The organism is Nostoc sp. UHCC 0302, from assembly GCF_038096175.1.
Taxonomy (GTDB): Bacteria; Cyanobacteriota; Cyanobacteriia; order Cyanobacteriales; family Nostocaceae; genus UHCC-0302.
On the sequence record NZ_CP151099.1, the window covers coordinates 4,765,602 to 4,788,487 of the forward strand.

Below are 22,886 nucleotides of genomic sequence, written 5' to 3' on the forward strand. Positions count from 1 at the left end.
TTGCTGATTATGCTGGTTGATCTTCGTACTTGGTATTTAGAATTGCTTGAGCCGAGTCAGTTTCGTGCTGCCTTCTCAAGAAACCCGAACCTGACGGTCGTCCGTGCTGAAATTCCCTGCCCTGAGTTAAATCGCTTTCTCTACACAAGCGTGGGTGGTGACTGGTACTGGATAGACCGTCTAAGTTGGAGCTATGAACGTTGGTTAAAATATCTAGATCGTCCAGAACTACAAACTTGGGTAGCGTATCTTTCAGGCACACCCGCAGGTTACGTTGAGCTAGAAGCACAATCAGGCAACAATGTAGAGATTGTCTACTTCGGTCTACTACGACAGTTTATCGGACAGGGTATTGGTAAACATTTACTGAGTGTTGGTGTCCAGAAAGCCTGGGCGATGGAAGCACAGCGAGTGTGGGTTCATACGTGCAGCTTGGATGGTGATTATGCACTAGCCAACTACCAAGCAAGAGGTTTCCAACTCTACAAAGAGGAAATCCATCAACAGGAACTTCTAGAGAAACCTATATAACCTTCGGTTATGCCAATTCAAAATTTGTAGTACATTTGTAATTTTGTTAAAATCTGTCAAACCCTCCCCCTTTTCCCACTTCGTCAACATGAGAAAATTAAATGTCTCACAGCTTATCTACTTAGCAGAAGTAGGTCAGTTGACGCTAGAGTGATTGAAATATCAAAGATTACAGACTAATTTTAGTTGAGAGAGTTAACAATAGCATTACTCTGTTTAATTATCAGGGACAAAGCGCGATTCTCCTGCAAAGAGGCTGCGCCAATGTGTGCAAATTACAGTATTGCTCAAAACTATGGATAATTTTCCAGTGGTTGCTCAAGCAGATGCATCTCCACCAAATCATAATCAGGAAAACGGACTTCTGTTGCGATCGCCAGTAGGAGCGGATTCAACTTCAAAAGAAAGGGTAGGAAGTGATTTTGACGCCCGCATGATGCAGCGGTGTTTAGAACTTGCCCGCCGTGCTTTGGGACGCACTTCGCCAAATCCGCTAGTGGGAGCGGTGGTTGTCAAAGATGGCGAGATTATTGGGGAAGGCTTTCATCCCCGTGCAGGCGAACCTCATGCAGAAGTTTTTGCCCTCAAAGCAGCAGGTGTTGGCGCTCGTGGTGCGACAATTTATGTCAGCCTCGAACCTTGCAATCACTACGGACGTACTCCTCCTTGTTCGGAAGGGTTGGTAGCTGCTGGGGTAGCAAAGGTAGTCGTGGGTATGGTTGACCCTAATCCACTAGTTGCTGGAGGTGGAATTGCGCGGTTACGTGCGGCAGGGATAGAAGTAGTGGTAGGCGTGGAAGAGGAAGCCTGCCGTCAGCTTAATGAAGGTTTTGTTCATCGTATTCTCTACAAGCGACCTTTAGGCATTTTGAAATATGCCATGACTTTAGATGGCAAAATTGCCACCACCTCTGGTCACAGTGCCTGGGTGACTAACCAAGATGCCCGCACTAAAGTACATCAAGTGCGGGCAGCTTGCGATGCTGTAATTGTTGGTGGGAATACAGTCCGACAGGATAATCCTTACTTAACCAGCCATCAGGCGGGGGCGCATAATCCTCTAAGGGTGGTGATGAGTCGCCAGCTAGACTTACCAGAAAATGCCCGTCTGTGGCAAACTGCGGAGGTTCCAACTTTGGTGTTGACAGAGAAGGGAAGCTCTCCCCAGTTTCAAGAATTTTTGCTCAAACAAGGGGTGGAAGTGGTGGAATTTAACTCACTGACACCAGATCAAGCAATGGCGTATTTATATGAGCGGGGTTTTTGTAGCGTGTTGTGGGAATGTGGTGGTACTTTAGCTGCGATCGCGATTGCTCAAGGAGCAGTGCAAAAAGTGCTGGCATTTATTGCCCCGAAAATCATTGGTGGTAGTAATGCTCCCACACCTGTGGGCGACTTAGGTTTTACCAATATGACTGAGGCGCTGCCCCTTGAACGTGTCCGTTGGCGTGTGGTCGGTTCTGACTGCTTAGTAGAAGGTTATTTGCCTCAAAAAACTCAGTAGTCAATAGTGATAACTCTTGACTATTGCTAAATTTATTGTATTTTTTTATCATGAGCATTGACGTTCATGAGCAAGATCACGGATGAGAGTTAGCCGGGATTCAATGTAGTGGCACAGATAATCGGTTTCGTTTGGATTTAACAAAACTTGCGTTTGCGTTTGTTTCACCAACCACTGCACCAAGCTAGCATCGTCAAGTTGTAAGAGGATCTTAGCTTGGGCGGTTTCCACCACAGACCAAAGCTGACGCATAATCGTGGGAGTCATCAGACCTCAATTTAATTATTAGCTTAGCTGTTTTCAGATTACACAATTCCGACCGCATATTAAGTCATGAATGTACAAGCTGAGACAAGTATTATTAAAAATTTAATACTCTGATTTATAACTTTATGAAGATTAAGAAAAAGAAACTTAGTATTGGGTGTTGGGGATTAAGGATTGGGGATTGGGAAAGAAAAATATTTAATCCTAAAATCTAGAACACAAATTCATTTAATCTAAAAATAAGGTTTCTGTGTTTGACAAGACCTAATTGCGTTGATTCAAACATAATAAACTCGATTCACTAACTCATTTTGAATACTAAATCAGTATTCTAGGATACAAAAATCTAATACCAATTCAATTAATGATTGCAACACATCCCTGGGTGAAGACGCGATGAATCGCGTCTCTACAGATGATCTGATCTATTTCTCACATTCTTTTTTCAAATTGATATAACTTAATAATCCCAAATTGGGAAAAAAAGTATTATTTTACAGCAGAGTCACAGATAAAAAACTCTTTAAACCAGCTTTTAAGACTATCTCCTAATTACGAATTACGAATTACGAATTAGTAGAGGATTAACACTGCTTGGCTGAAGATGGATTTACAAAATCATGTAAGTCTGCATCCCAAATACTGATGTAAATAAAGTCACAGCTTTGGCGTACAATTTGACCTTTGACTGAGCCTTTGGTAAAACTAAAATTGTCGGACTGACGCTGTTGTACCTTTTGAAGTCCCTGCTTAATTTCTTCACTGGCTTGTCCGCCTAACATTCCATTTAGGGTTGTTTGCATTACCTGTGGGTCTACCGATTGGGCAAAGGCTACCTCAGTTTGACGCAACGCTTTAGAATTATTATCAAATAAGTAGCCTAAGTCAATTTGGTTTGGCACTAATTTATAAACTACAGCACGAGTATTACCCCACGCGCCTCTTAAATCTTTATTGGGCTTGCCAAGTTCCGCTTCAACGCTGCTTCTTGATGTACCTGTAGGAAATGCAGGAACGCTTTGCCTACTAGTAGTAACTACTGGCTTATTACGAGGCCGGGGCTTTTTCTGTGGTGCTGAAGTTTTTTCTGGTGTGGGAACCGCAGCCATTGGATTTTCTGGTTCCATTTGTGGCGTTGATGCTGCCTTTGGTACTGGAGTATCGGCAGTTATAGGCTCATTTTCTGGTGGTGCAGATGCAACTGGGGTATCGGGTTCTACTTTTGCTTTCGGAATTGGTAAAGTTATTTGCTGCGGCGGTGGTGAGGTGGGTACAACTGGGGTTGGAGAAGTTTGGGAAGATACAGGCGGAACAGTAGGTGCAAAAGTGGGAGAAGATTCTGGGGATGACGGAGAATTTGCCGTGGTGATTGCTTCCGGTTGTTGCTGGCGAGTGATGTTAGAAATTGCGATCGCACTCATCAAGCCACCTACTAATAAACTACCGACAATTACAGCAGGTTTTTGCCAATTTCTGCCAGTGGTAGCCGCTGTAGGAGTGTTTTGCAGGAATGTCTGGGTTCGCAGATTCGATGCAACAGGGCGAGACAACGCAACTGTATTAGCAGTTGTCGTTGGCTGTGGGCGAATTTGACTAGCAGACTGCAAAGCATATAGCATTTTACTCGCAGTGCTGTAGCGATCGCCTGCATGAGGTTTAATTGCCTGATTGAGTACAGTTGCGAATTCTGAGGAGACATTAGGTGCGTAATCCTGCCAAAGTATTTCCCCACTTTGCAGGTGAGTTTGTAGTTCTTGCGGGTTTTTACCAGTCAATAAATAAATTGCTGTCAAGCCCAAGCTGTAGATATCTGTGGCGTAAACTGGGCGACCAACAGCTTGTTCGCTAGGCATATAACCAGGCGTACCAATTACCAGGGATTGTGTAGGATATCCTGGCGAATTCACTACTGAACGAATGGTTTCTTTAACTGCACCGAAATCAATCAAAACTGGTTTGCCATCTACGGAACGAAGAACGATGTTATCAGGTTTGATATCGCGGTGAATAATCCCTTTGCTGTGAACATAATTCAATACTGGCAGTAGATCCAAGAGAATTTGCTTGACAACGGTTTCACTCTCGTATCCTTTAGTTTCGACAATTTTTGTCAGGGTTTGACCGTGAATCCATTCCTGGACAAGGTAAAACTGCCCGTTCTCAGAAAAGTAGGCGTAGAGTTTGGGAATTTGGTCACTACTTTCGCCCAGATACTCCAAAGTTGCTGCTTCTCGTTCAAACCGCTGTTGAATTATTTGGTAGGTTTTTGGATCATTACTGGTTACTGGTTTGAGTTGCTTGATTACACAACGACGGCGAGAAGGCATATGAGTGTCTTCTGCCAGAAAGGTTTCACCAAACCCACCAGCACCGATTACCTGAATGACTTGATAGCGATTATTTAGCAGCGTTATTGTCATAAAAAGTTACGGAGATAGGGAGTAGAGACGCGATTAATCGCGTCTGTACAGGAATTAAGAGTAGAGACGCGATTATACTCTTACGAGAAGCCGCTTTTCGAGCGTCTACGCGTCTGTACAGGAGTTAGGAGTTAGGGAGTGGGGGACAAACAATTATTCTCCCTCATCTTCCTCTCATCCCCTCTGCGTCTCTGCGCGACGGACAATTTGCTCAAGTCGGCAGAGCCGCCCACGCAAGTGTCCTCCTCTGCGTGAGATACCTAATTGGCATCACTAACAACCCATTTACTATTTTCAGCATCCCATAAAAGCGAGAAACGCACAGAACCAGGCACTATTTTTCCACTTTTCATCATGTATTTAAATTGAGCATCGACAGTAGCCGTTTCTGTATTTGCTTGTACTAAATTAACTTGTTCAACATCTACGCTTTGAACCCTTCCTCCCCACCAGTCGATGTAAGAAAGATAACCATTTGGGTGAAGACGCCGATTATTTTGGTAGTTAGGAGATAGCTGATTCCAGGCAGCTTGATACTCACCTTGATTGATGGTTGCATAATAATTTTGCACAGCTTGTTCTGGTGATGGTCTCTCAACTTGTGGCTGTGTTGTAGATGGAGTGGGGCTTGAATCGCTATTAGTAGGAAAAGGCGATCGCAAAGGTGGCACTATATCCCGTGGTTCGTCGTTGGTTGGGGTAGGTTCGGGAGTGCTGGAAACTGCCGATTGTCTGGGTGTTGGTGTATTTTCTGCTTGGGTGTTTGTTGTGGCATCCGATACAGTGGTTGACTGTGTTACTGATTGAGGTGATCTGTTGAGGGCAAAACCAATGATGATTGCAGCACCAATTAAACCGCCTGTAATCAAACTGGCGAGAAATATTCCCCTCTGTCCACTACCTTGATTGCTTGATTGCGAGGAAGTGCCTGGACTGACGGCAACTGTGTTTGGCAATGTTGGGGAAGGTGGTGTATTTACGGCTGGTGGTTGAATTGGTGCTACTGGTGTAGTTACTGCTATCGGTGGTTGAATATAAGGTACTGTTGCCGGGAAACTTGCTGCCCCATGTAAAGCATCTAGCATTTCTCTGGCGGTGGCGAAGCGATCGCGCGGATGATAAGCTATAGCCCGATCTATCACTGCTGCCATTGTCGGGCTAACACTTAAGGCATGTCTATGCCAAATAATTTCACCAGTGCGTGAATCTATCTCTAAGTCTTGTGGTTGTTTCCCTGTTAAGAGATAAATTGCTGTAATTCCTAAACTGTATAAATCACTAGAATAAAGTGGTCTACCTGCGGCTTGTTCACTTGGCATAAACCCAGGTGTTCCAATCACAATCGAACTGGTAGGTAGCCCTTGGGAATTCATTACTGTTCCCATTGATTCCCTTACTGCACCAAAATCAATTAGTACTGGCTTGCCATCGCGATGACGCAAGATGATGTTATCTGGTTTGATATCGCGATGGATAATTCGTTTATTGTGTACGTATTCTAATATCGGTAATAAGTTTAATAATATTTCTCGTACTGAACTTTCGCTTAAAAATCCTACTTGCTGGACTTTCGCAGTTAAGGTATCACCTTCAACCCACTCTTGAACTAAATAAAATTGCCCATCTGTCTGAAAGTAGGCATACAAGGTGGGAATTTGGTCAGTTGCGCCGCCGAGTTCTTCTAAAATTGCCGCTTCCCGTTGAAACCTTTCTTGCACCAACTGATAAATCTGAGGGTTGTTTTGAATTGGTCTTAGCTGTTTAATTACACAACGGCGGTTGGAAGGCATTTGAGTATCTTCCGCCAGAAAAGTTTCACCAAACCCACCGCCTCCCAAAGTCCGAATTACTCGATAGCGGTTGTTTAGCTGTATTTGCATAATTTAGCGCCGATAAGGATAAATTTTTTTGTGTTATTGACCCATTTTTTTTTCTGCTACTGAGTTTTTTCGTTAGCAGAGATGAAATTTAAAAGTTTTTTTTACAATTCAATCGATGAACGCCTATGAGTTTATCTCACTTGGGTTACCGTAGGCAGAGTTTAATTAAAAGTAGTTGGTAGACAGAGTTAAGTGTGGGAAGCGATCGCTATTTAATTAATGATTTCAGATTCCCACTTAAAAATCGGTAAGCACTAGGCTTGCATGGATGTCTGAGTGGCTATCTTGAGAGTTTCTAACAGCGATCGCCATCTTTATATGGGCTCACAAATAGTCAATACAAAAGAGTCTATTTTACTTGTTTTGACCTTATTCTCAGAAGACTGTGCTATTGGCGGTCTTCTTGATCCGTTGGCTTGGGTTTTCGCCGCTGTTCCATCTGCTGATCAATGACTTCTCTGGTTTTGCGTTCAGCAGCATCCATCGCCGAGTACTTAAAGCGGCTAATGATGCCACTGAACAAGTTGCTAAAGAATCTTTCAATTTCTTGCATAATTTTATACCTCAGTATTTAAAGGTAACTTCTGGTAGAAATCATTTCTGCACTAATTGGTGTGTCTGGGCGTTTTAAACTGATTTTGGCTATATTGCTATATTTCAGTCTTACAGCTTGATAGTTTAAGGCCTTATATTATAAACTTTTTATACTTAAATAAATTGAATATTTATAACAAATTAAGTATTGTAATTTACTTTTCGAATTTTCATAGGTAGTAAACATACTTTGATTCCTCAACACAATATATGAAACCACAACCTGAACAAAGTCAGACTATTTTAAGCACTAACCCTTATTTGCAGTTAAATAATCAAGGTCAAACTCTATACTTAAAACTCGGCAAGCCGCAGCATATTATGGGACGCGACCCTCATATTGCTGATTTAGTAATTCCTCAAGAGTGGGAAGTTGTTTCCCGTTGTCAAGCAGTATTAAGCAGAGATGGCGAAGACTATCGCATCTATGACGGCGATGGTAAAAAACCCAGTAGCAACAAGCTATATATCAATCATTCTTTGATTACCCCGACAGCAGGCTACCTCTTAACAAATGGGATTGAAATTCAAATTTCGCAAAATCCCAATCAACTAATTCAAGTCAAATATTTCAATCCCTCCAACGCGCAATCGATTACTACACCAAAACAACGGTCAATTTCGTTAAAGCAAAAGTCGATTTTACTCGGACGTGATCCAAATGCTAATTTGCAATTGGAAGCTCCTACAGTTTCTCGCCGCCATGCGACAATTGACACTGATGCTCAAGGACGCTACATTCTGCGTGATTACAGCACCAACGGCGTTTTTGTCAATGGTCAACAAGTCACGGGGACAGCAACGCTATTCAACGGTGCAAAAATTCGGATTGGGCCTTTTACCCTAGTTTTACGTGATGATAATTTAGAAATTCTCGATCAAGGCGATCGCATTCGTCTAGAGGCGCACAGTTTAATCTTAGAAACTAACGGTAAGCGGCGACTCGATAACTTATCTTTTGCGATTGAACCGGGACAATTTGTCGCTTTGGTGGGGGGAAGTGGTGCGGGTAAATCAACTTTGATGCGGACACTTTTGGGAGTTGAAAAAACAACTGAAGGTATAGTGCATTTAAACGGGGAAGATTTACAGAAAAACTTTAATATTTATCGTAATCAAATTGGTTATGTCCCACAAGATGATATTATCCACCGAGAATTAACAGTTGCAGAAGTTTTAACTTACGCAGCCAAGCTGCGATTACCACCAGATATTAATCTCAAACAAGTAGTAGATGAGGCATTAGACGCGATTAAAATGACCCATCGCCGGAATGCTTTAGTAAACGATCTCAGCGGTGGACAACGAAAAAGAGTCAGCATCGGGGTAGAGTTACTAGCTGATCCTAAATTGTTCTTTTTAGATGAACCAACCTCTGGACTTGATCCAGGATTAGATAAACAGATGATGCAGCTATTGAAGGAGTTAGCGCATCAGGGGGGGAGAACAATTATTTTGGTGACTCATGCAACGGCTAATATTACCGAATGCGATCGCATTGTATTTCTGGGTCTAGGTGGAAAACTCTGCTATTTTGGTACTCCCCAAGAAGCTTTAACCTTTTTCGGTGTTCAAGACTTTGCTGATATTTATATCAAACTTGAACAAGAGCCAGAAGTTATTCAATATGCGAATATTTTTCGTCAATCTAGCTATTATCAGCAATATATTACCAATCAAATTAGTTCGGAAAATCAAAAAGTAACCAAGTCTGTAGCGCCTACACGTAAGAAAGTTTCATTTTTACAGCAATGGTTTTTATTAACGCAGCGTTACTTACAATTAATATTGCGCGATCGCGTTAATCTTGTCCTCTCTCTTTTGACTGCACCTATTAGTATTGGTCTCATAACTTTAGCACTTAAAGATAAAACAGCTTTTGTTTTAGGCGATAAACCAGATCCTAGTTTAGCACCATTAGCATTGCGGGTCTTATTTGTCTTTACTTGTGCTGCCTTGTGGGTAGGACTTTCTAGTTCTTTGCAAGAGATTGTCAAGGAGTCAGCAATTTACCTCCGAGAACGATTGGTAAATTTAGGATTGTTAGCTTATTTAAGTTCCAAAGTTACAATTTTATCAGGCTTAGCAATAGTGCAAACCTTGTTAATGGTTGTAGTAATTTTTATAGGTTTTAAATCTCCTAAACCAGAATTGATTTCTTGGCATCTAGGATTAGCAATCACAGCCTTTCTGACTTTGTTAGCTAGTATCAGCTTAGGTTTACTCGTCTCCACAACTGTAAAAAATAGTAGTCAGGCGAATAGTGCTTTACCGTTACTATTGCTACCACAAATTATCTTTTCTGGAGTTTTATTTAAAACAGAAGGTGTTATAAATAAATTCTTATCCTGGCTGATGTTAAGTCGTTGGTCAGTGGGAGCTTATGGTACTTTAGTTAATGTAAACGGCTTAGTTCCAGCACCCACAAAATTACCAGATGGTAGTATAGTTCCGCAGCCATTTGAAATAACATCTGTTTACGATCCAACTTGGGAAAATTTGATTTTGAATTGGGGAATTTTATTAGTACACGCCGTAGTTTATTTGATTGCGACATTTTTTTTACAGAAGCGCAAAGATATTTTTTAACTAAGTTTATTCTCTTACTCTTTCTCTGCGCCTCTGCGTCTCTGCATGAGATAAAAATATTATTTCTTAAAATATCTGAGATTATTACGGTCTTGATATTTAGCAATATAGTCTACATTTCGCTGCTCTAATTTTGATAGCAGCTTAGAAGGAAACTGCTTTGATGAATATATAGGACGATACCAAGATTGGTTATTAAAGTAATCTTGTAAACCAGGGGTTTCAAAACGCCGACCATGACGAGCGAAAATGGAATTTCGCATAATATCCAATTCAAAACCATCTTTCCCATCCAAATCTGCATCAGTTACAGGTTGTTGAGAAAGCCAGAAATAATTGTTTGTAGTTGTAATATCAACTGGTTGTATTGATGAACTAGGAATAGATGAAATAGTTGAAGTTTGTGTAACTTGAGGTGTAACAATTGACGGCGTTGAAGAGGGAGAAACATCTGGAGTTTGTGTAACTTGGGGTGTCACAATTGATGGCGTTGAAAAAGGAGAAACAGCTGGAGTTTGGGAAACTTGAGGTGTAACAGTTGATGGTGTTTCTGAAGGTGACACCGGATTTTCTGCTACAGGTTGAGAGAATTTTGGTAACGCCTGACTCACAATCACAGATGCACCAATTAACCCACCTGCAATTAAACCACCGATGAGGAGACCATTCGGTCGATTACCTTCACGAGTAGGTTGGGGAGACGCAGGAATCGTGGGAAGTGGTGGTGCAGATACCACAGTCGGTTGAGTAACAGACGGTTGAGTGAAAAATGGTTGTGTTGGTGGAATTGGATTTGTTGTACTTTGCAAAGCATCCAGCATCGCTCTTGCGGTAGGATAGCGATCGCGTGGATGATAAGCAATTACTTTATCTATTACCTCTGCCATGATTGGGCTAACATGACTCGCATACTGTCGCCACACAATCTCACCAGTCTGCGAGTCTGTTTCTAATTGTTGCGGTTGCATCCCAGTCAGCAAATAAATTGCTGTCATACCTAAGCTGTATAAGTCACTAGAATAAACTGGTCTACCTGCGGCTTGTTCACTTGGCATATATCCAGGAGTACCAATCACAATCGAACTAGTAGGATTCCCTTGGGAATTCACTACTGTTCCCATTGATTCCCGCACAGCACCAAAATCAATCAGTATCGTTTTACCATCACGATGACGCACCATGATGTTATCCGGTTTAATATCGCGATGAATAATGTGCTTAGAGTGGACATAATCTAGGACAGGTAACAAATTTAGAAAGATTTCTTGGACAGCGTTTTCACTAAATGACCCCTGTTGCTGGACTTTGGATGTTAGAGTGTCGCCTTCAATCCACTCCTGAACTAAGTAAAATTGCCCATTTACAGAGAAATAAGCGTACAACGCAGGGATTTGGTCAGTAGCGCCGCCAAGTTCTTCTAAAATTGCCGCTTCTCGCTGAAACCTTTCTTGTACCAGCTTGTAAATCTGGGGATTGTTTTGAATCGGTCTGAGTTGTTTGACCACGCAGTGCCGTTTTGAGGGCATATACGTGTCTTCTGCTAGATAGGTTTCACCAAACCCACCAGCACCAAGTGTGCGGATAACCTGATAGCGGTCATTAAGCAGTTGTATTGTCATGGAAGGTTACAAACGATATTCATAAGATAGTTTTCCCAAAAACTACTTCATTTCAAATCGAGTAACCCTTCTTCTTTTAATTTAGGATTAAAGCGAAATTGTATTTGCAAACCACGCGTTTCTAACAGCGTTAAAATTTCCGCTTCTACTCGCCGTGCTACATTTTTAATGATTTTAATTTGTGACAATTCATCATTCATTGGATTTTGATAACGTGCTTGTTCTTCAGGCGTCATTACCACTTTTACATCAATAGGTTGAGTCCATTTCTCCTTGTCATTGCCATTTCCTACTGGCATACTGCCATTTTCAGCAATCCAAGCATTCTCAATGCTTTCTAAAACTGTGCGGCTAGGGCGTTCAATAGTTTGAGCTTTCACCCAATAGCATTGTTGCGGCTGACGTACTAAATGCTGTTTGAGGCTGAGATAAATGTCACGAGAATAGCCGATAAATTGCAGCACTTTTTCTTGATCAAAAATAGCGTAGACTCCTATTTTGCCTTGAAATTGTTCAGGGAGTTGACCAGTATCATCAATGTAAGGAGTGTATTCTAAGGTTGCTAAAGAAGGAAAATTCGTTTCAGTAGCCATACATCAAATATAAAACTTGTTATTTGCTTTCGTAATTTAAAACCGCTTATTGGGAAAAATTATTTTCAAAATTACCCATTACTCAATTTTATGGTAAATTGCACAAAGGCGACTGGGTTTAAAAATCTTTGCACTGAACATGAAATTTGGCGGTACATTGATGATGGCATATTCATCAGATTCATGATACTTTTCAAATTCTGCTGGCATTCCTTTAGTAGTAGTTAAGCTATAAGGAACTGGCTGAAAAAGTAATTCTGTAAATTCAACTTTTTTACACTGCAACTGTTGACAGATTTGGTTTAAAAAAGCTTCGCTGATCAATAATTTAAATAGATTTTCTTTAGCTTGGGCTTCGAGAGTGAAACTGCTGTCAAAGCTGGGGACAATTTTAATGGGCATTTTCTGTACAGGTAGTTATTAACAGCTGAGTGATGATAGAGGCTAGGCAACATTTAGCACATAGTTATTTTAAAATGCTAGTCAATAAAGCCTAGCTTTTTGAACAAATGAGCTTTATTAAAAATCACCACTTTAAAATCAGCCTATTAGATTGTGGTACTTCTGTCAGCTATATAAGGAAGCTAGGATGATTAAGAATCATGAATTTGTGTAATACCAATTCAATTAATGATTGCAACACATCCTTGGGTGAAGACGCGATGAATCGCGTCTCTACAGCATGGTTTATTTGTCACATTCTTTTTTTAAATTGGTATAAGACTTAAATCTATTTATTAACACCAAAATAAAAAGGCAAAAGAAAAACTTCTTTTGCCTTTTTATTTTTTAGACTTTGACTTTACTCGTCGTCGAAATCGTCTTCGTCGTCTTCCTCTTCGTCTTCCTCAAAGTCGTCTTCGTCTACGACGTCTACTATTTGATCAGCGATTAATTCATCGTCGTCATCTAGAATTGACCTTTCTGTACGTCTGCCAAATCCAGATTCCGCCAGGGAAGGAGAATCTAAATTATAGGCACGAGCTGTACGGTCGTCCAGAACCATATCCAGCGGATCATCAACTTCATCTAAGACACTGGTGCTTTCAAGAGCAGCATATTCATCGATCGCACCCGGTTCTTCATAGGCATTATACCCAGTACCAGCCGGAATCAAGCGCCCGATAATTACGTTTTCTTTGAGACCGCGCAGCCAGTCAGATTTACCTTCAATAGCTGCTTCGGTTAGTACCCGTGTTGTCTCTTGGAAGGATGCAGCGGAAATAAAGCTGTCAGTGTTCAAAGATGCTTTGGTAATCCCTAACAATACTGGGGTATACTGCGCCCTAGCACCGCCAGTGATTGCCATAGCTTCGTTCACCTGCTCAACTTGGCGCAACTCTACCAATTCGCCAGGAAGCATGGTGGTATCACCACCATCATCAATCCGCACTTTATTAGTCATCTGGCGAACAATCACTTCGATGTGCTTGTCGGCAATATCAATCCCTTGGGACTGATACACCATCTGCACTTCATTCACCAAAAATGTTTGCACTTTCTGCAAGGCATGGCTAGCGCAAGCGTAGATTCCATCTTCAGAACCCAAGCTGAAGAAGATTTCCAAAATTTCGTGGGGGTTGGATGGGCCGTCGCTTAACGGTTGTCCCGCTGCCACAAAAGATCCATCTGGCACAATCAAATTTTGTCCTGGGCCTAGAGGGTAATCTGTGACTACACCATTTTGTTCTACCACCTTAATGGCGATCGCTTCATCACCATCACCATAAACTACCTTGACTTCTCCCGCTCGCCGACACAGAATGCACGCTTCTTTCGGTTTACGAGCTTCAAGCAGTTCTTCAATCCGGGGCAAACCTTGAATAATATCTCCGGTTTTGGCGCGTTCAAACACCAACAACACCAAGTTATCGCCCCGTTGTACCAAATCCCCATCTTCTACCTGTAACACAGCACCAGGGCTGACTCGGTAGGGACGACCAACGCGGATAGTGATAGCGTAGTTTTGAGTAGCCAGTGCTGATTCACCAGCAGGAGATGCGGCGGTAGCATTTTTCTTAACATCTGCTACTTGCCCTGATTCTTCAGCGAAGACTCCGGGGGCAATTTCTGCACCTTCTACTACTAAGTCACCCGCTTTCACTTTCGGCTGTGAACTACTGTTCGCAGTGATCATGTCAGTTTGGCGCAACACCAAGCAGCGACGTACGTTTTCGGTTCCTTTTTGTACGCCACGTACAATACCACCTTCTTTACATAAGATTTGGGTACGTGCAACCACAGATCCTGGAGCAATACTTAACCCATCCTGCACTTCCAAAGTTGTCTGGGTGCTACCTTGAGTAGCATCGGCGGTAATATCCCGACGAATTACCAAGGACTCCAAAATTACTAGTTGTAAGCGCTGAACCTCTGGATCTTCGGTATCTTGTACCAATTCAATATCTGCTGCTAGGGGAGAAGCGTTGTGGTCTTGTTCGCCTTCCTGCTCAATTTCCAACACTAGCTGGGTTCGCAGTAGTTCTACACCTTCAACAGACTTGACGCGTTCCGAATCTTTGTAAGGCAACCGTTGCACAGCGCGTAACTCAATAGAGCGTCCGGTTTGCTGACTTACAGATGTAGTCGATGGCACATCCGGATTGCTGGGTACAGCGAACTCCACTACCGGACGACTTAACAGGGCTGGGCCTTCTGGTGTCTCCACGTACTGGATATAGCGCAGTTCTGTGGCGACTGATCCTTGGAATTCTTCACCCGGTTGCACAAAGGTGTTATCTCGCCCGATGACTGCTTCTGGATCGTCTACCATTAACAATTCACCGGGCTTAATCACTACTTCCCGGAGAATATCGTTTTTCTGAGTGACTTCTACCACACCACTGGTTTGACAGAAGATATCTTTGACTACTTCGCTGCCAGCTTCGACAAACTGCCCGTCTTCGACTAGTAGTAAGGAAATATCTTTGTTAACTTCGTGGGTTTCTTCCGGAATCCACAGCAGTGTACCTCCCTGAACCACTTCGTAACCCAGCTTGGCTTTACCTTTTTTCTGAACTTCGACGCCTGCGAATTTCAGGAAGCCACCAGTGGTTGTGCGATAACGGTCATCAATTAACTCAGCGACTACTTGACCATTTTGCACTTTTGTGCCTGGGGTAGCTCTGAGGTTGAATACCTGATTATTGCCAGTGGAAACTAAGTAGTTATTGCGACCTTGGGAACTTTGGACTGTCACTGTTGCTTGGTCTAAGACCACAGAAGCGGTGATAATCTCAATTTCTCTAGTACTTTTACCAGGGGTAGCTTCCGGCAACCGCACGACACCGCCATGCACAGTAGTTAACTTGGTTTCTGCTAAGACTCCATTCGAAGCGATCGCATCACCATTTTTGACCACTAATTCTGCACCTGGGGGTAAGTTATAAACTTCCCCGGACAAAATCCAAATCAAACCACCCCGTGCTGCTGTGGTTGTGGTATTACCCTGACGGTCTGTTTTTTGTTCTGGAACTACTTCCGCAAATTGCACTTCCCCTGCCAAGTCAGAGGCTACATCTTTAACAGCTTTTTCTGTATTGGTACGAGTTGTGCGTCCACCAAGGGCAACTTCTGCCAACAGCTGACCCTGTTTTACCTGATTTCCATCAAATACATATAGTGTGGAACCTTGAGTCAAATGAACTTCTTGGTTTGGTGGAGTTTCCGAACCTTCTTTTTTAGGTTCCAAGATCAAGATGCCGTTAGCTTCAACATACAGAGCATCTTCACCGTGGCGGGTACGATATGTTCTGGTTTTCAGTTTGCGGGGAAGCTTGACAGTTCCATCAATTTTAGAGCGCACTTGTTGCGCGACTTCTCCAGTAAACACACCACCTGTGTGGAATGTCCGCATGGTGAGCTGGGTTCCAGGTTCGCCGATACTTTGGGCAGCAATAATTCCCACAGCTTCACCCAAGTCCACCATTTTGGCGTGGGCTAAACTCCAGCCGTAGCAGTGTTGGCAGACGGAACGTGCTGCGTCGCAAGTCAAGGGACTCCGCATGAAGACTTCACTCACCCCAGCTTTTTGAATGGCGTTCGCCAAGTCCTCAGAAACTGGGGTATTGCGTGGTGCAATCACTTCTTTTGTGGTTGGATGTATTACATCCTCGCCAATTACCCGTCCCATCAAGCGTGTTGCTAGAGGAATTAAGGTTTTGGCTCCTTCTGTCATTGGCCGAATCGGAATTCCTCTGGTAGTACCACAGTCGAATTCCCGAATAATCACGTCCTGGGATACGTCTACCAGACGACGGGTTAGATAACCAGAGTCAGCCGTGCGTAAGGCTGTATCGACTAATCCTTTTCTCGCCCCGTAAGACGAAATAATATATTCCGTGACGGTGAGTCCTTCGCGGAAGTTGGTTTTAATTGGCAAGTCAATAATTTCCCCTTGGGGATCTGCCATCAGCCCCCGCATCCCCACCAATTGCCGGACTTGGGAGATGTTACCCCGCGCCCCGGAAAACGCCATCATGTAGACAGAGTTTAGAGGATTGGTCTTTTTGAAGTGGACGACTACTTCGTCTTTTAGGGCTTCACTAGTACCATTCCAGGTGTCGATTACTTTTTGGAAGCGTTCTACTTCTGTGATTTCACCCCGTTGGTAACGGGTTTCGGTAGCACGAATTTCTTCTTCTGCTGCTTCTAAGAGCGATCGCTTACTTGGTGGCACCATCAAGTCATCTACACTGATAGAAACCCCAGCTTTGGTAGCGTAGCGAAATCCTAAATCTTTTAGTTTATCCGCCATCACCGCGGTTCGCGCCGTACCATAATGCGTAAACGCCCAAGAGATTAATTTTTGCAGTTGACTTTTGTTAACTACGCGATTGCGAAAAATCATTTTTTCGTTAGTCATTAGTCCTGAGTCCTGAGTCATTGGGGATGGGCGATTGGGCATTGGGCATTGGGCATTGGAACTGTCTTCCCTATGCGCCATGCCCTATTCCCTAACTTGCTAATGCTTCCTGAATGGCTTTATTGTAAATAACGCGACCAGGCGTTGTGTATATATACTGAGAAAGCAGATTTCCTTGACCGTCATGTCTGACTCGGCGGAACTTATAGAGCAATGTTCGGCTGCCGTCGTTGTTTTCTGTCACTTCCAAGGGTTCTGTATCTTCTTGGTCTGATTCTAGTTCTCCGTCAAACCGCACGTAGATATAGGCGTGTAAGTCAATTTCCCCTTGGTGAAACGCCATAATTACGTCATCTAAGGAAGCAAAGTACTTGCCTACACCTTTTTTGGCTTCGGGGTTTTCAGCTGTTAAGTAATATGCCCCCAACACCATATCTTGACTAGGCGTAATAATGGGTTTACCCGTAGCTGGTGACAAAATATTGTTAGAAGCTAGCATCAACAACCGCGCCTCTGCTTGACTTTCTAACGATAGTGGCACGTGTACCGCCATTTGGTCACCGTCAAAGTCAGCATTAAACGCTGGACAAACGAGAGGATGCAATTGAATCGCTCTACCTTCTACCAAAATTGGTTCAAAAGACTGAATACCCAAACGGTGCAACGTCGGTGCGCGGTTCAAGAGTACTGGGTGTCCTTCAATCACTTCTTCGAGTACATCCCAGACACTGGGATCATTGCGAGATATCAGTTTTTTCGCAGCTTTGATGTTATTCACCATGCCACTGCGAATCAAGCGATTAATCACAAACGGTTGAAATAGCTCTATCGCCATTTCTCTTGGCAAACCGCACTGGTGAATCTTCAGCTTTGGCCCGACTACAATTACCGAACGTCCAGAGTAGTCAACCCGTTTACCCAACAAGTTTTGTCGGAAACGTCCTTGCTTACCTTCAATAATGTCGGACAAAGATTTCAGGGGTCGGTTATTTGCCCCTACTACAGTGCGTCCCCGACGACCATTGTCAATCAAAGCATCCACTGCTTCTTGCAGCATCCGCTTTTCGTTCCGCACAATAATCTCTGGGGCCAAAATTTCTTGTAAACGTGCCAAGCGATTATTACGGTTAATTACCCGCCGATACAAATCGTTCAAATCGCTAGTGGCAAAGCGACCGCCATCTAGCTGCACCATTGGGCGCAAGTCGGGGGGAATCACAGGAATGACTGCCATTACCATCCACTCTGGCTTGGAACCAGTGGCGATGAAATTGTCAATCACCCGTAGTCGCTTAATTAGCTTGGCTCGCTTTTGCCCTTTGGCATTGCCAATTTCTTCTCGTAAGCTTTCGGCTTCTTGCTCTAAATTGATATCAGCCAACAATCGCAGCAGTGCCTCAGCCCCAATACCTACTTCTACGCCTTGTAACTGAGAATCTTCGCTATAAATTTGGTCTTCAATTTCTAGCCACTGGTCTTCACTCAGTAACTGTTTGTAAGTTAAGGTCTCAGCATTACCTGGACTCAGGACGACATAAGAGTTGAAATAGACAATCTGCTCGACATCCCGCAAGGGCATATCCAGCAGGATGGAAATATAGCTAGGAATGCCTTTGAGATACCAGACGTGAGCTACTGGTGCGGCAAGTTTAATATAGCCCATGCGGTGACGACGCACCCGCGACTCTGTGACTTCTACCCCACATCGCTCACAAACAATACCTCTGTGGCGTACTCTTTTATACTTACCACAATGGCATTCCCAATCTTTTGCGGGGCCAAAAATCCGTTCACAGAATAAGCCGTCCATCTCCGGCTTCAGAGTTCGGTAGTTAATTGTTTCTGGCTTGGTGACTTCACCGACTACCTGACCATTGGGCAATGTTCTCTCGCCCCACTGGCGAATGCGTTCAGGGGAAGCCAAGCCGATTTTTACGTAGTCAAACTGATTAGTTTGGGCGGGTCTCATACTTAAGTGCTGAGTTCTGAGTTTTGAGTATATTTAGTTTTGAAACGTTGATGATGGGGCATTGGGCATTATTTAGTATTCTCAATGCCCGATGCCCCATACCCTATCCCTTATTTATTCGTCGTCATCTAACGATTCACGAGAAAGAGATTCATAGGTAGGTCGTGGAGGAGTGCGTCGGGCTGATTGGTCTGCCATCAAATCGACTTCTACATCTAAAGAACTACCATCTGCCTGTGTCTCTACCTTGTGTACAGCGATGTCTAAGCCCAATGATTGCAGTTCGCGCATCAGTACCTTAAAGGATTCCGGCGTACCTGGTCGAGGAATTGCTTTACCTTTAACGATCGCATTTAGCGCTTCATTCCGCCCTTGCATATCGTCGGATTTGACTGTGAGCAATTCCTGTAAGGTGTAAGCTGCACCAAAGGCTTCCAATGCCCATACTTCCATTTCCCCAAACCGCTGACCACCCTGCTGTGCTTTACCACCCAAGGGTTGTTGAGTAACCAGCGAGTATGGCCCTGTAGAACGAGCGTGAATTTTGTCGTCCACCAAATGTACTAGCTTCAGCATATAAGCCACACCCACAGTTACAGGCCGGTCAAATGCTTCGCCCGTGCGACCATCAAAGACCATAATTTTGCCTGAATCATCTGGGTTATATACCCAATCTTTGCCTGTTTCGTCTCTGGCTTCTTGCAACTTGCCATGTACAATTCTGCGGGATGACTCTTCACCGTACATTTCGTCAAAGGGAGTAATTTTAAATCGCACTCCCAAATTATGACCAGCCCAACCCAATAGACACTCAAATACCTGCCCGACGTTCATCCGGCTGGGTACGCCCAAGGGGTTAAGTACGATGTCTACTGTAGAACCATCAGGCAAATAAGGCATATCTTCCACTGGCAAAATTCGGGAAATGATTCCCTTATTACCGTGGCGTCCCGCCATTTTGTCACCAACTTGGATTTTGCGTTTTTGAGCGACATACACCCGGACTACCATATTGGCTCCTGGTGGCAATTCATCGCCTTGCTCACGGGTAAACAGACGCACGTCAACTACGCGCCCTTTTTCACCGTTGGGTACTCGTAGGGAATTATCCCGGACATCCCGCGCTTTTTCTCCGAAAATCGCCCGCAATAGCTTTTCTTCTGGTGGTTGGTCAGATTCACCTTTGGGGGTAACTTTTCCTACCAAGATATCTCCAGCTTCTACCCATGCGCCAATCCGAATGATTCCCTGCTCATCCAACTGCCGTAAAGCATCTTCCCCAACGTTGGGAATTTCCCTGGTGATTTCTTCTGGCCCCAGTTTCGTCTGTCTAGCTTCAATTTCATATTTTTCAATGTGAATTGAGGTATAGACATCATCCTGTACCAATCTTTCGGAAATCAAAATCGCGTCTTCGTAGTTATAGCCTTCCCAAGGCATATAAGCGACAACGATATTTTGTCCGAGCGCTAATTCCCCACCTTCGGTAGAGGAACCATCAGCTAGTACTTGACCTGCTACAACGCGTTCACCAATTCGCACGAGGGGCTTTTGGTTCAAACAAGTGTCTTGGTTGGAACGTTGATACTTGGAAAGATAGTACTTAACTTCTGAGGCATTGGGTTTAGGACGCACACGAATCTCTGTGGCATCTACATAGGTGACATCGCCATCGGTGCGGGATACAATTACCATCCCGGAGTCTCTTGCTCCCTGAGCTTCCAAACCTGTACCCACCAAAGGACGCTCTGGTTTGAGTAAGGGTACTGCCTGCCGTTGCATATTCGATCCCATCAGCGCCCGGTTAGCGTCGTCATGCTCCAAGAAGGGAATCATGCTAGTAGCTACCGATACAATCTGCACAGGAGAGACTGCTACGTAGTCTACTTGCTCTGGCGTTGTGGTAGCCCAATCTTGCCGATAGCGTACTGGCACTTGTGGCCCTTTAATGTAACCGTTTTCATCTAAGGGAATATCACCGGTAGCAGTCCGCAAGTCGTCTTCTTCATCGGCTGTCATGTACACTGGCTGGACATCAAATCGCACCCGCCCGTTTTCCACTGGTCTAAAGGGTGTTTCTAAGAAACCGTATTGGTTAACTCTGGCATGGGTAGCCAAGGAGCCAATCAAACCAGCGTTGGGGCCTTCTGGTGTCTCAATCGGGCAAATACGTCCGTAGTGTGAAGGATGAATATCTCGCACGGCAAACCCGGCACGTTCACGAGTTAAACCACCAGGGCCAAGGGCGCTGAGACGCCGTTTGTGTGTCAGTTCTGCTAAAGGATTGGTTTGATCCATGAACTGACTCAACTGACTAGAGCCAAAGAATTCTTTAATCGCTGCTACCAATGGTTTCGGGTTGACCAAGGAAGCGGGGGTCAGTACTTCAGCATCAGATACGGTCATCCGTTCCCGAATGATTCTTTCTAGGCGGTTTAAGCCTACCCGGACTTGGTTCTGCAACAATTCGCCCACACTTCTGACTCGGCGATTTCCTAAATGGTCGATGTCATCAATGTTACCAATGTCATACTCTAGGTTAATTAGGTAATCGACTGCTGCCAAAATGTCTCCAGCAGTCAGCACGCGCATTGTGTCGGGTACAGAAAGCCGTAATTTCTTGTTTAGCTTGTACCTACCGACGCGACCAAGGTCATAACGTTTCGGGTCAAAGAAACGAGAATCTAGGAGTTGTTGACCACCCAACACTGTCGGCGGTTCACCTGGACGTAATTTGCGATACAACTCCATCAGGGCTTCTTCTTCAGAAAATTGCCCTTCTTTTTCGATGGTTTTTTGGAAATATTCGGGGTGACGTAAGGCATCAAAGATTTCGTTGTCTGATAAACCCAAGGCTTTCAATAGCACTTGTGCTGAAAGCTTGCGGGTTTTATCAATGCGTACCCACACCAAATCGTTACGGTCTGTTTCAAACTTCAGCCATGCTCCCCGGTTGGGAATTAAGCTAGCTGAATAAGTCCGCCGTCCGTTTTTGTCAATTTCCGATTTGTAGTAAACTCCTGGCGATCGCACAATTTGATTGACAATCACCCGCTCAGCCCCGTTAATAATAAACGTGCCGCGGTCGGTCATCAAAGGCAAATCCCCAATAAATACCTCTTGCTCTTTGATTTCCCCGGTTTCTTTATTGATTAAGCGTGTCGGAACATACATTTGTACGGCATAGGTACTATCCCGCCGTTTGGCTTCTTCGACGCTGTATTTTGGCTCTTTGAGTTTGTAGTTATTACCCAAAAAGTGCAGTTCTAGTTTGCCAGTGTAATCTGTGATTGGACTAAAGGAGTTAAGTTCTTCTATCAACCCTTCTTCCAAAAACCAGCGAAAGCTTGAACGCTGGATTTCAATCAAGTCTGGCAACAGAAAGGCGGGTTCCATATATGTTTCTTTAGTCATGCCTCTACCTTTGTCAACCTGGTTAAACTTTCGCTTGGACACTACTGTTTGTCGCTTCCCATCGCTAGCCAGTGTCCTTAACTATTATTGGGAACTTCTCCTTTACATCACCTGCTATTTACAGGTGCAGGCAAACGCAGCAATTAAAGCTGGATTTGGCGGTTTTTGACAAGGGGGTAATTGCCCCTGATGAGGGGACAGAACCGGAAAAATCCAGCTATAATAATATAGATTCAAGAAGAGTAAATCCTCTAGATATTCTTGAGTTTGATTTATTTTCCTCACTTACCCTCCAAAAAGCGCGTTAATTAGCCTACGCATCTCTCCACTGCTGTATCTGTCTTTAATCAACTCAGTTTTTATACTCTCAGTGATATGCTCAGACTAAGGGAGCGAGCCGCGCCTTGTTGGCTCTCGATTACAATGGGTTGATATTGCTGGGTTATACTCACAAGGCAATTTTCTTTAACAATTTTGTATAGGGTAAATACACAGAAGCCGATGTTGTGCAAAAGTCTAGCTCAACCTGTGTTAGCACGGGTAGTCATGTATTGAGAGCATCCGCTTGTAGAGAATGTGAGGATGTTACAGTCGATAACAACACAAAATTCAAACTTAGAAATTCCTACTTCCTTCCTTTAC

The 22,886-nt window shown here is 43.8% G+C and carries 13 protein-coding genes; 3 read left to right on the top strand and 10 right to left on the bottom strand.

The features are described from left to right. Positions 1-9 precede the first annotated feature (9 nt). Together WKK05_RS20640 and ribD are read left to right on the top strand one after the other, a co-directional pair. Positions 10-531, top strand: coding sequence for a GNAT family N-acetyltransferase (locus WKK05_RS20640; protein ID WP_341524963.1), 522 nt, complete (start codon positions 10-12; stop codon positions 529-531). 295 nt (positions 532-826) lie between these two features. After that, the gene (gene ribD, locus WKK05_RS20645) at positions 827-2,035 is read left to right on the top strand and encodes a bifunctional diaminohydroxyphosphoribosylaminopyrimidine deaminase/5-amino-6-(5-phosphoribosylamino)uracil reductase RibD (RefSeq protein ID WP_341524964.1); all 1,209 of its coding nucleotides are present in this window, start codon (positions 827-829) and stop codon (positions 2,033-2,035) included. Between the two features lie 48 nt (positions 2,036-2,083). On the opposite strand, the gene WKK05_RS20650 is transcribed toward ribD, so the two are convergent. The 4 genes from WKK05_RS20650 to WKK05_RS20665 form a co-directional block, all read right to left on the bottom strand. Beyond that, positions 2,084-2,302 (bottom strand): hypothetical protein, encoded by a 219-nt coding sequence (locus tag WKK05_RS20650; protein WP_341524965.1) that lies wholly within the window; start codon positions 2,300-2,302, stop codon positions 2,084-2,086. Between the two features lie 584 nt (positions 2,303-2,886). Beyond that, on the bottom strand, positions 2,887-4,722 hold the full coding sequence (locus WKK05_RS20655) for a protein kinase (protein WP_341524966.1): 1,836 nt from the start codon (positions 4,720-4,722) through the stop codon (positions 2,887-2,889). 260 nt (positions 4,723-4,982) lie between these two features. Then, positions 4,983-6,602 carry a protein kinase gene (locus WKK05_RS20660; protein WP_341524967.1) on the bottom strand — a complete coding sequence of 540 codons (1,620 nt, stop codon included), beginning with the start codon at positions 6,600-6,602 and terminating at the stop codon, positions 4,983-4,985. Between the two features lie 388 nt (positions 6,603-6,990). After that, positions 6,991-7,155, bottom strand: coding sequence for a hypothetical protein (locus WKK05_RS20665; protein WP_341524968.1), 165 nt, complete (start codon positions 7,153-7,155; stop codon positions 6,991-6,993). 251 nt (positions 7,156-7,406) lie between these two features. On the opposite strand from WKK05_RS20665, the gene WKK05_RS20670 reads away from it, so the two are divergent. Beyond that, the gene (locus tag WKK05_RS20670; protein WP_341524969.1) at positions 7,407-9,785 is read left to right on the top strand and encodes an ATP-binding cassette domain-containing protein; all 2,379 of its coding nucleotides are present in this window, start codon (positions 7,407-7,409) and stop codon (positions 9,783-9,785) included. 59 nt (positions 9,786-9,844) lie between these two features. Here the strand turns inward: WKK05_RS20670 and WKK05_RS20675 are convergent, their stop codons facing one another. The 6 genes from WKK05_RS20675 to rpoB all read right to left on the bottom strand — a co-directional run bounded on the left by WKK05_RS20675 (position 9,845) and on the right by rpoB (position 22,244). Then, positions 9,845-11,404 carry a YARHG domain-containing protein gene (locus WKK05_RS20675; RefSeq protein ID WP_341524970.1) on the bottom strand — a complete coding sequence of 520 codons (1,560 nt, stop codon included), beginning with the start codon at positions 11,402-11,404 and terminating at the stop codon, positions 9,845-9,847. A 47-nt stretch (positions 11,405-11,451) separates the two neighbouring features. Continuing rightward, complete coding sequence (locus tag WKK05_RS20680) at positions 11,452-11,997, bottom strand: GIY-YIG nuclease family protein (protein WP_341524971.1); 546 nt, start codon at positions 11,995-11,997, stop codon at positions 11,452-11,454. 78 nt (positions 11,998-12,075) lie between these two features. Continuing rightward, the gene (locus WKK05_RS20685; protein ID WP_341524972.1) at positions 12,076-12,399 is read right to left on the bottom strand and encodes a hypothetical protein; all 324 of its coding nucleotides are present in this window, start codon (positions 12,397-12,399) and stop codon (positions 12,076-12,078) included. Positions 12,400-12,799: 400 nt separating this feature from the next. Then, the gene (locus WKK05_RS20690) at positions 12,800-16,882 is read right to left on the bottom strand and encodes a DNA-directed RNA polymerase subunit beta'' (protein WP_341531138.1); all 4,083 of its coding nucleotides are present in this window, start codon (positions 16,880-16,882) and stop codon (positions 12,800-12,802) included. A gap of 70 nt (positions 16,883-16,952) precedes the next feature. Further along, positions 16,953-18,830 carry a DNA-directed RNA polymerase subunit gamma gene (locus tag WKK05_RS20695; RefSeq protein WP_341524973.1) on the bottom strand — a complete coding sequence of 626 codons (1,878 nt, stop codon included), beginning with the start codon at positions 18,828-18,830 and terminating at the stop codon, positions 16,953-16,955. A 114-nt stretch (positions 18,831-18,944) separates the two neighbouring features. Beyond that, positions 18,945-22,244, bottom strand: a complete 3,300-nt coding sequence (rpoB, locus tag WKK05_RS20700; protein ID WP_341524974.1) for a DNA-directed RNA polymerase subunit beta — start codon at positions 22,242-22,244, stop codon at positions 18,945-18,947. Positions 22,245-22,886: the final 642 nt, after the last annotated feature.